Source organism: Mixta mediterraneensis, assembly GCF_014946725.1.
Lineage (GTDB): Bacteria > Pseudomonadota > Gammaproteobacteria > Enterobacterales > Enterobacteriaceae > Pantoea > Pantoea mediterraneensis.
The window spans coordinates 48,739-57,906 of the sequence record NZ_JACFXY010000017.1 but is presented as its reverse complement, the minus strand read 5'-3'; the positions used below and the strand labels follow the sequence as shown (position 1 = coordinate 57,906).

The following is a 9,168-nucleotide window of genomic DNA, read 5'->3' as shown; positions in this document are numbered from 1 at the left end:
GTGTAAAACACTAATCTCCACTCTGGTCTCCAATGTCATCATTGGCAGTGCCTTAAAACTGCCATTTTTACCCTAGGTGGGTCAGATTTACATCGGCAGGTGGGCCAGTTTTACATCGGTAGCGACAGAATGGTTGCTGAAACAGGGCTGTCAGATGGACGTCAGCGCAAAGCTGGCCAGCAAGCTGGACTGCCTGCACCGACGAGTTGTCTGAGCAAAACGACCTGTTTCGGCTTACGTACACCCTGGAAACGGCGAAGGATATGCACTGGAACTACCGTTTGCTGAACGATCGGGAATGGTCCGGTCGAAAGTAATCCTAAATACCAGCGTGAGCGGCATCTATCTTTCACGAACCAACCTCGATGTCGCTTTTGACGACAGCGGCCAACAGATAAATCCGCTGATTGCGCGTCTGAGTGGTAATGTGGCAGGCGTGAAGTAGATTACTGTGGCTGGCTGGCAGAGCCTGAGAATGATGCCTCCCTGCCCAACCAGTATACGCTGATGGCCCGGTAGAGAGTTTCAGGAAAGAATTAGTGACGGATCTGCGCCAGGTCGTCTTCAGTCAGGCCGGTCATTTTCATGACGGTGTTGCGGTCGATACCATTCTGCAGCATGGTTCGTGCAATTTTACGCGTGGCTTCGCGCTCGCCTTTTTCAATACCGCGCTGTTCACCGAGCTGAAGGCATTCAGCCCTGCCCTTCTCGGTGCCCTGCTGTTCAAGCTGCTGTGCGATGGTCATAAGTGCGTCTCCGTGTTGCGGCACACGCTGTGCCAGTTCGCGTACAAAGGCTTCGGCGTCGGATGTTTCGCCTGCCTGCATTATATAGTGTACCAGCGATACCACATCACTAAGCAGACAGACGATAAAAGGATACCGATCACCACAACATTAAACAGAGCACTTTTCAGTCTGTTGCACTAATGTGAGATTTCTTCTTTCACTTTCCTGTCTGCCTGGTTAATTAACCAGCGTGAATATGCCTCATTGTATTTTCTGTCTGCTATTCGTCTTCCCTGTTTTTGTTCCGGGGTTACCAATTTTCTGCGTCAGCTGCCGGGATGTTCCTGAGTCGCGTGCTTCAGGACGCTGGTCTGAGCATACGGAAGTCGCAGACAACCTACAGTTCTGCTGGCAGATGCAACTGCATAAGATCCCGTACGGCATCCAGGCCGCTCCTGGTAAAACCTTCCCAGCTGATGAATACGCCGCGAGCCCATGAGATTTTCTGATCCAGCTTGCCATGAAATGCATAGAGATCGGCATTTCCTGTTTTCGTGCTATGCCACTTTGCTTCGACAAGATAGGTGTCATTATTCAGCAGAAAACTGCCGTCTAACTGTTCACCCTTCAACCTGAATGCGCCCTTAGCTGACTTATCGGGGGAGAATGCTGACGCTATATTCAGCGTTACGGGCTGATTTTTTTGCTTTGCTTCCCTGGGAGCGGGTAGTCATACGTCGTTATCAATGTGCGTTTGGCTGATAAGTTTCACTGTTTCGCGGTAAATGGAAATTTTATTCTGTTGATTTTTTAAGTAACATGACGCTGAGCGTAACCATTCTCTGAAAAAAACCTTCTCATCATACGGTTAAGTTTTCCATTAACAAAAGCCTGCTTTTTTTTGCGCCATAATTTTTTAGCGGAATGTCCTTTCCTGTCGTTTATCCCTTGTCCTTACTGCTTTTTAGCTCTTCTGGCAGCGTTCACTCGCTTTAAAGATTATTCTTTTATCTTTCTCATTTTTAATAGAAATAATAATGGTTTCGCATCGTGACTAGCGCGAAATATTCAAACCTTGCTCACACTTTTGGAAATATTAATCCAATTTATTCGATTTAGAAAATATATTTCATGTGTGCTTTCTCTGAAGCCGTTAAACCCGATGACAATAACGACTCCTCTTTCTGAACTGGATACGTTCAGGCAGTAGAGATCAGGAGCTTGAAAGATGGATACCAGGCAAAAACGCTACAACATGAAATATGTCATGCTCTGTTGTACGGTCGCTGCATTTGGCGGTCTGCTAATGGGCTATGACTCGTCAATTATCTCTGGCGCGATCGAGCCACTGAGTGAGTATTTTCAGTTAACACCGGCAGAAACCGGCTGGGCCGTATCAAACATTCTGCTCGGCAGTCTGGTCGGCTGCTTTATTGCGCCAAAACTCAGCGATAAGTATGGCCGCAAAAAGTCGCTTGCTATCACCGCGCTGTTGTTTACCGTCTCGGTGGTGGGAACCGCCATCGCACATAATTTCATTACTTTTGTTGCTTTCCGTATTCTTGGCGGATTGGCGATAGGCCTGGCATCGGTTATTTCACCCATTTACCTTGCTGAATTATCACCTTCAAAGTTTCGCGGTCGAACCAGTGCGCTCTATGCGGTGTGCTGCGTCGGTGGGCAATCAGTGGTGCTGCTGACGAACTACTTTATCAATAAGTCGATGTTGCCAGAGGCAATGATTGATATTGGCTGGCGCTATATTCTGGCGACGGCCCTGGTTCCCTGCGCGCTATTTATCTTTTTCATTGCTTTCATTCCCGAATCTCCTCGCTGGAATGTCCTGAAAGGCAGAGATAAAGAAGCGCTGGATACCTTGAGTAAGATCTCCAATTCCACCCATGCGGCAAGCGTTTTTCAGGAGATCAAAAATTCGTTTTCCAGAGAAGTGGCTAAGAAGCACAAAGTGCATTTTCGGCTGAATAAAACCACAGTGCCGTTGTTGATCGTGGGTATAGGTCTGGCGGTAGGTAATCAAATCAGTGGTATTAATATCATTCAGTATTTCGGTCCCACGCTGCTGAAAAACGTCGCGGGCAGTACGGATTCTGCGCTGCTGCAAACTTTCTGGTTATCGGTTTGTCAGTTTACCGGGGTACTGATCGGCATGGCAGTGACGGATAAACTTGGACGCCGCAATCTGCTGCTAATGGGCGCGATTACTTCCGCTATCTTTCTGGCCTACACCTTTGTTGCGTTTTATTATCGTTTTTCGGGGCTGCTGGCGGTGGTGGGCTTATTCGCTTACATGGTGTTCTTCAGTATGACCTGGGGACAGATTGTCTGGACAGTGTTGGGGGAACTTTTTCCCACTGAAGTTCGCTCGATCTGCGTAGGCATCTCGATTTGTGCCATGTCGATGGCAAACTTTGTCATCAGTACGACTTTCCCTGTGCTTAACAGCAACGCTTATTTAGTTGACGTGTTCCATGGCGGCTTCCCGCTGCTGCTGTTCGCTATCTTTTCGCTGGGAATGTATTTCTTCACCTTCCGCTATTTACCGGAAACCGGAGGCGTATCACTGGAGAAGGTGCATGCGCGTGTGCTGGAGAAATTCAATATTGAAACCGGGGAAGAGGTGCTGGTCAGTGAACCGACCAACCCATCGCGTTGATAGGTTAAAAGGGCAGCGAAAGCTGCCCTTATTCTAGCTGATGCGCTGTTCGAATTGCTCAATGACCGCCAACGCCAGACCATTTGCCGGATTAAGCCGGACGGACAGAAAATGCAGCTGGGTATGCTGATAAGTAAAGGTCAGCGTGTCGGACTCAGTCACGCTGCGTACTGCCTCGCAAAATCCTGCATGTGCACTCCACGGGCAATCAATGACGATGCTGGCCGGATTGAGCAATAACATAATTTGGCTGAGCACCTTGCCGAGAAAATTTCCTGCCTGCACCATCACTTCATTTACAATACGTGGCGCACTGTCGCGGTTCTGCCAGCTTAATCCCGGCTGGCGTTGAGCCAGTTGTTGTTTGATTGCCGGCTGGCTAACCAGCGCCTCAAGGCAGCCTTGTCTGCCACAACTACAGCGTGGCCCGTTTGGTTGCACGGTTAAATGCCCCGCTTCTCCCGCCGTCCAGCTGTTGCCGATAAGAACCTCGCCATGCCTGACTAAGGCACCTTCAATGCTCTCGGAAATACGCAGATAAAAGTGGCTGCTTTCAGCTACCAGTCTCAATTGCTGTACGGAAAGTAACGCTGCTGCGTTGATATTATTCATCACCCGGATCGGTAAACGCACATGTTTGCGTAGCGAGGTGAGCAGATCAACCTCCTGCCAGCCAAGACGGCAGGAGAGATGCCTCCAGCCGCGTTGCGGATCGATAATGCCTGGAAATCCCAGCCCGATACCTAATAAATCGGGATATTTATTGTTGATCTCGCGGCAAACCATAGCCAGCTCGGCCAGTAGTGGCGTGGGATGATGGGTATCGGTGTGCAGCGTTTCTTCCGCAATCACCTGCGAGAAATAATCACAAACGCGCCAGTGAATTCTGTTCCGCTCCACCACGACGCCAGCGCTTTTTAACTTTTCCGGACGCAGGGTGATCTCAATTTTAGGTCGGCCTGCCGTCGCTGCGCTAACCGGACCCAGTTCTTCAATAAAATCGTGTTCCAGCAGGTCATCAATAATCAGCGAAACGGTGTTCTTACTCAGCGACAGCCTTTGCGCAATATCCTGACGTGACGTTACCCGCAGCTTGCGGAGTTGCGCCATCACTCGCTTCTGGTTATTTAGCCGCAATAATGCAGGTCCTTTGCCAATGGCTTTCATAACGCTTTACCCCACGAAAAGAGAAGTAATTCAGTGTATTAGCGTCTGTATTTTCGTCATCCCAGACTTTTGCACTCTGTATCACACAACGCTGCAATATCAGGTTGTGTAAGCGTTTTGGAGGGTATTCGCTGTGAAAGGTAATGCAGGCAGCAGGCTGTTGCTTCATATTACGACAGAGGCAAAAACGGCCCGACGATGCGGGCTGAAATTTAGTATTCGTCGCCGCGAACCCGGCTGCGATAGCTTTCCCAGTCAAAGCGCACCCAAAGGCTGTTGCCGAGGCGCATCCGGTCCATCACCCTTTCGCCCAGCAAGGTATTCATGCCCGCGTGATCGAGATTTGACAGCATACCGGTTGGGCGTTTGGATGAGGAGCGACGGTCAACAATCTGATTGATGATCACTTTTTCGTAGCGTGATTCGCTCTGCATTCCGATCTCATCGATTACCAACAAATCTACGCTGCTGAGATCCTGGATCAGGCGCTCTTCAGTGATGTTGCTGGAGTCGCTGAAGGTGCCTTTCATGCTCGACATCAGATCGGCGACCGTCACGATTAACACGCTTCGGCCACGCAAAATCAGGTCATTACCGATTGCTGCCGCCAGGTGATTTTTGCCGGTGCCGGGACGTCCTGAAAACACAAAGCTGGCAATGCTGCCATCGAATTCTGCGCAATACTGTCGTGCCTGTTCGAGCGCTTTGCGCTGTCCTTCGTTTTCGACGCGATAGTTATCAAATGAACAGTTGATATGCAGCTCGCGAATGCCGGAGCGGCCCATGATGCGCTGCATCTTCATCGCACGGTTTTCACGGACGATAGACTCGGAACGTAAACGGCCTTGCTCCTGATTCCACGCCAGCAGATCTTCACCTTTGGTGAATTTAGGCTGGGTGCCGGCGGGCATCATTTTTTTCAGGCGGCTAAAGAGATCGGTCGGCGTTTTCATTACTCACCTCGGAAACCATCGGGAATGGTACGATCAGGATTCGGCAGCTGCGTGATGTCACGCTTCGGCTGCCCGCCGCTGGCGGCACGATTCATCTGGATACTCCGCGCCAGCTTCTGCTGCCACTGAACATGATGAAACAGGCGGCCTTCCGCTTGCCAGTAAGCGACAAATGCGGCCAGCTCGGTTGCGGTGATGGGTTCGCTCAACGCTACACCCCAGATTGCGGCCTGGCGTGTGAAATCAGCATCTGGCTGCCAGCCATCGTACATGGCGAATTTGCCAGCCGGTGTATGAATGGCGGCGGGTTCATTGTCGAATAAGCTGTCATCCAGTGCCACATCGTTAGGTTGCTGTGCGGCGGCTTCCAGCGCTAACAGTTGCGCCAGGCGCGCCGGTGTAATGGCATACATGACCGGTGCGTAGTCCTGTAACACTGCCAGCGTACCGTTATCAGCCTGCTGCAAGGCATTGAGCGGGTCCTGACGAAAGGCATCCAGGCCTATAAGCGTTGAAGTTAAGATTTTGACTGACATGAAGAGACCTGACGTTAGCGAACACTTTGCACCGGACAGGGTAAACATCCGGTGCAGACGTGTCTATTGTACCTTTTTTAGCGCTCAGGATCGCTCAAAAGGTCTGAGATGTTTAGTGTGCGCTACTGGGGTTCGATTTGCGTTGGGAAGCAGCAGGTTCGGTTATTGGCTTGCTATGGGTAAATTTAATCAGCCGGGTGTGCCATAAATAACGTATTGACGCCAGCGTACATAAACTGTATCCGAGCAGTTCCGTCCCCTCTTCTGCCATATTTTTCACTACACGATGGTAGTTATTCAGCATCAGATGCTGCCATAGCGTATGGGTACCAAACAGGCGTGAGAACACCAGCACCACCAGAAAACCGCTTGCCATGACCGGCCAGCTACGGTGCTGCAGCAAATTCGCCAGCCCTTGCACGGTCTGTTTAGGTGAGCGCATCGCGACCGCAAAACAACCGGCGGTCATCGCCAGCGCCAACCATACCCAGCTTCCGTGATGAATCATATCAAACAGAAAGTCCAGTTCACGGATCAGCATACACATATAAAAACCGCCCACTAACGTTAAGGCACCGCGCTGATCGGGACGCTGGCGGGCCGCCATAAAGAACAGTATGGCGACAATCGCCAACAAAGCTTCCTGGGTGGCTTCCGTAAAGGACGTTTCATGCAGCGCATCATTCATCCAGGCGACATCGATATAAACCGGAGCCACCATCAGAACAAGAAAAAGTGCCGCAAACAAAAAAACCGCTATTTCGCGGCCAATAATAGTTAGATTATCACGCATAATATTACCACTGTTATGATTAGCTTGCGTATTATATTGTACTCATTTTTGATGCTTTCTCATTTTATGCCGCGCTTTAAAAGCTCGCGCTTACACCAAGGCTATAGATGAACTGTTCGCCGCTATTAAGCGTACCGGTTTGAGAAAAAGAGGCGAAAGCAGCCAGATTATTATTGAGCGGCACATGTGCACCGATGCTGACATCCAATCCGTTATCCTGACGGCTGTCTGATTCCTCCGCAGCGCGATAGTTAAGATTATCCTCTGTAAGCTGGTGGCTGTAACTTAACTGCGCTCAGGGCGTAATCCAGCCTAACTGTGAATCGACGCGCCAGCCCACACTGGCGACCTGATCGTGACTGGGGGGATCGCTGAAATCACATTGTGGGCAAGCCAGCGGGCACTGCCCGACGGTATATTGCGCCACCGGCCCAGTAGTAATGCAATCACTCAGTGGCAGCGCCCAACCCGCTCTAAAGCGAGTGCCTGACGGCTTCGCACCCACCTTGTCCGGCTCGCTACGCAGCACCAGCGATGTCGGGGTTGAGGCATTGAGCGCCGCATCCCATAATCCCTGACGGGTGTCGGTAAACGCCAGCGGGTTACGGGAAATTTTTTCGGCCAGAATGGTGTTGTAATCGGGAGAATCTATCGTCGGAGCCTGAATTACGGGCAGGGCAACATCGCCGCCCCAGGCAAAGACGGGATGCATCATCGATAAAAGCCATACACCACAAAAAAGCCGCACCAGATAGTGCTGGCCTGCACACTGACTTTTTTGCAACATGCAAACTCCAGACAAGGCTGAAGGGATGATCGGGCGTCTTGATGAGTCGAGAGTAAGTGCGCCTGCTGTTTAACTATTAACCGATTAACTCTAATATCAAGTACCCCTGAGAAGATTTTCCCGCAATAAGGAATAAAGCGATGCAACGATGTGGTTGGGTAACGCAGGATCCTGTCTATCTGGCATACCACGATAAAGAGTGGGGAATAGCCCAAACTCACAAGCAAAAGCTATTTGAAATGCTGTGTCTGGAAGGTCAGCAGGCGGGTCTGTCATGGATTACTGTGCTAAAAAAACGTGAAAATTACCGCGAAGCTTTTAGTCAATTCGATCCGCAAATCGTCGCGCTGATGGACGAGCTGGACATTGAAAAGCTATTGCAAAACAGCGGAATTATTCGCCATCGCGGCAAGATTACGGCGATTATTCACAATGCGCGGGCTTATCTGGCGATGGAAGCAAAAGGTGAGGATTTTGCCCGCTTCGTGTGGGAATTTGTCGATAACGCGCCAATTGTCCATCATCATCCTGATTACAGACTGGCTCCTACCACTTCAGAACACGCCATTGCGCTGTCAAAAGCCCTAAAGGCACGCGGTTTTAAATTTATCGGTCCCACAATTTGTTATTCATTTATGCAGGCTTGCGGCCTGATTAACGACCATCAAACCGATTGTTTCTGCCATCCTGATAATCTTTGACGGCAATTCTTTACAAAATAAGACTTTCTCTCACGTCTTTCTTCATCGTTAAGCGGCATAATCGTGCCGCTTTAGGGGTGAGATTTCCCCTGTCAGAAAAACGTAAGAGAACGAAAATGCAGAAAAAATTATTAGCTATTACCTTGTTACTGAGCGGAAGTCTGGTCCTGTCCGGCTGTACGACTAATCCCTATACCAATGAATCTCAGGCGGGAAAATCCGGTATCGGCGCAGGTCTCGGCGCTTTGGTTGGTGCTGGGGTTGGCGTGCTTTCATCATCGAAAAAAGATCGCGGTAAAGGTGCGCTGATTGGTGCTGCGGGCGGTGCAGCATTGGGAGGTGGCGTCGGTTATTACATGGATGTGCAGGAGGCCAAACTACGCGACAAGATGCGCGGAACCGGCGTGAGCGTGACGCGCCAGGGCGATAATATTGTGCTTAATATGCCTAATAACGTCACCTTTGACTCTAACAGCAGCAGCCTGAAACCTGCAGGTGCGAATACCCTGACCGGCGTGGCGCGGGTGCTGAAAGAGTATCCAAAAACGGCAGTAAATGTGGTGGGCTACACCGACAGCACCGGCACGCGTGCACTAAATATGCGTTTATCGCAGCAGCGCGCTGAAAGTGTGGCCAGTGCGTTGATCGTGCAGGGTGTGGCTAATGAACGTCTGCGCATCCAGGGTGCCGGACCGGATAACCCCGTTGCCAGTAACAATACCGAAGCTGGAAAAGCACAAAACCGTCGCGTCGAAATCACCTTGTCGCCGCTCGGTTAATTAAGCCGCCCTCCCTGGCGAGGGCGCAACGTCAATTTCTGGTTTGTTTT

Annotated in this window: 10 protein-coding genes and 2 pseudogenes; 4 read left to right on the top strand and 8 right to left on the bottom strand. The window is 50.4% G+C overall.

Going from position 1 to position 9,168, the window contains the following annotated elements:
• Positions 1 to 127 precede the first annotated feature (127 nt).
• Positions 128 to 519 (top strand): annotated as a pseudogene (locus tag H2P46_RS20735) (DUF2913 family protein); the annotation flags it as partial.
• 17 nt (positions 520 to 536) lie between these two features.
• On the opposite strand, the pseudogene H2P46_RS20730 reads toward H2P46_RS20735, so the two are convergent.
• A pseudogene (locus H2P46_RS20730) lies at positions 537 to 857 on the bottom strand (Rpn family recombination-promoting nuclease/putative transposase); the annotation flags it as partial.
• A 268-nt stretch (positions 858 to 1,125) separates the two neighbouring features.
• Positions 1,126 to 1,359, bottom strand: coding sequence for a restriction endonuclease (locus H2P46_RS20725; RefSeq protein WP_238939056.1), 234 nt, complete (start codon positions 1,357 to 1,359; stop codon positions 1,126 to 1,128).
• A gap of 597 nt (positions 1,360 to 1,956) precedes the next feature.
• Here H2P46_RS20725 and H2P46_RS20720 point away from each other — a divergent pair.
• Positions 1,957 to 3,402 (top strand): sugar porter family MFS transporter, encoded by a 1,446-nt coding sequence (locus tag H2P46_RS20720; RefSeq protein ID WP_193406705.1) that lies wholly within the window; start codon positions 1,957 to 1,959, stop codon positions 3,400 to 3,402.
• 33 nt (positions 3,403 to 3,435) lie between these two features.
• Here H2P46_RS20720 and H2P46_RS20715 read toward each other — a convergent pair whose 3' ends face one another.
• From H2P46_RS20715 to H2P46_RS20690, 6 genes are all read right to left on the bottom strand, one after another.
• Positions 3,436 to 4,569, bottom strand: coding sequence for an ROK family protein (locus H2P46_RS20715; protein ID WP_193406704.1), 1,134 nt, complete (start codon positions 4,567 to 4,569; stop codon positions 3,436 to 3,438).
• On the bottom strand, positions 4,526 to 4,738 hold the full coding sequence (locus H2P46_RS20710; RefSeq protein WP_193406711.1) for a hypothetical protein: 213 nt from the start codon (positions 4,736 to 4,738) through the stop codon (positions 4,526 to 4,528). The genes H2P46_RS20715 and H2P46_RS20710 overlap by 44 nt, the downstream gene beginning before the upstream one ends.
• A 43-nt stretch (positions 4,739 to 4,781) precedes the next feature.
• On the bottom strand, positions 4,782 to 5,522 hold the full coding sequence (dnaC, locus tag H2P46_RS20705; RefSeq protein ID WP_193406703.1) for a replicative helicase loader DnaC: 741 nt from the start codon (positions 5,520 to 5,522) through the stop codon (positions 4,782 to 4,784).
• A complete protein-coding gene (dnaT, locus tag H2P46_RS20700; protein WP_193406702.1) occupies positions 5,522 to 6,058 on the bottom strand; it encodes a primosomal protein DnaT in 537 nt (178 codons plus the stop codon). Before dnaT ends, dnaC begins: the two co-directional genes overlap by 1 nt.
• Before the next feature lie 112 nt (positions 6,059 to 6,170).
• Positions 6,171 to 6,851, bottom strand: a complete 681-nt coding sequence (locus H2P46_RS20695; RefSeq protein ID WP_193406701.1) for a hypothetical protein — start codon at positions 6,849 to 6,851, stop codon at positions 6,171 to 6,173.
• 295 nt (positions 6,852 to 7,146) lie between these two features.
• A complete protein-coding gene (locus H2P46_RS20690; RefSeq protein ID WP_238939055.1) occupies positions 7,147 to 7,638 on the bottom strand; it encodes a hypothetical protein in 492 nt (163 codons plus the stop codon).
• A 140-nt stretch (positions 7,639 to 7,778) separates the two neighbouring features.
• On the opposite strand from H2P46_RS20690, the gene H2P46_RS20685 reads away from it, so the two are divergent.
• A complete protein-coding gene (locus tag H2P46_RS20685; RefSeq protein ID WP_193406700.1) occupies positions 7,779 to 8,339 on the top strand; it encodes a DNA-3-methyladenine glycosylase I in 561 nt (186 codons plus the stop codon).
• Between the two features lie 116 nt (positions 8,340 to 8,455).
• Positions 8,456 to 9,118, top strand: a complete 663-nt coding sequence (locus H2P46_RS20680; RefSeq protein WP_193406699.1) for an OmpA family lipoprotein — start codon at positions 8,456 to 8,458, stop codon at positions 9,116 to 9,118.
• The last annotated feature ends 50 nt before the right edge of the window (positions 9,119 to 9,168 follow it).

Coding starts and splice junctions, on each gene's coding strand:
- H2P46_RS20680 (WP_193406699.1), top strand. CDS start 8,456: ATGCAGAAAAAATTATTAGCTATTACCTTGTTACTGAGCGGAAGTCTG.
- H2P46_RS20715 (WP_193406704.1), bottom strand. CDS start 4,569: ATGAAAGCCATTGGCAAAGGACCTGCATTATTGCGGCTAAATAACCAG.
- H2P46_RS20685 (WP_193406700.1), top strand. CDS start 7,779: ATGCAACGATGTGGTTGGGTAACGCAGGATCCTGTCTATCTGGCATAC.
- H2P46_RS20720 (WP_193406705.1), top strand. CDS start 1,957: ATGGATACCAGGCAAAAACGCTACAACATGAAATATGTCATGCTCTGT.
- H2P46_RS20695 (WP_193406701.1), bottom strand. CDS start 6,851: ATGCGTGATAATCTAACTATTATTGGCCGCGAAATAGCGGTTTTTTTG.
- dnaT (WP_193406702.1), bottom strand. CDS start 6,058: ATGTCAGTCAAAATCTTAACTTCAACGCTTATAGGCCTGGATGCCTTT.
- H2P46_RS20690 (WP_238939055.1), bottom strand. CDS start 7,638: ATGTTGCAAAAAAGTCAGTGTGCAGGCCAGCACTATCTGGTGCGGCTT.
- dnaC (WP_193406703.1), bottom strand. CDS start 5,522: ATGAAAACGCCGACCGATCTCTTTAGCCGCCTGAAAAAAATGATGCCC.
- H2P46_RS20710 (WP_193406711.1), bottom strand. CDS start 4,738: ATGAAGCAACAGCCTGCTGCCTGCATTACCTTTCACAGCGAATACCCT.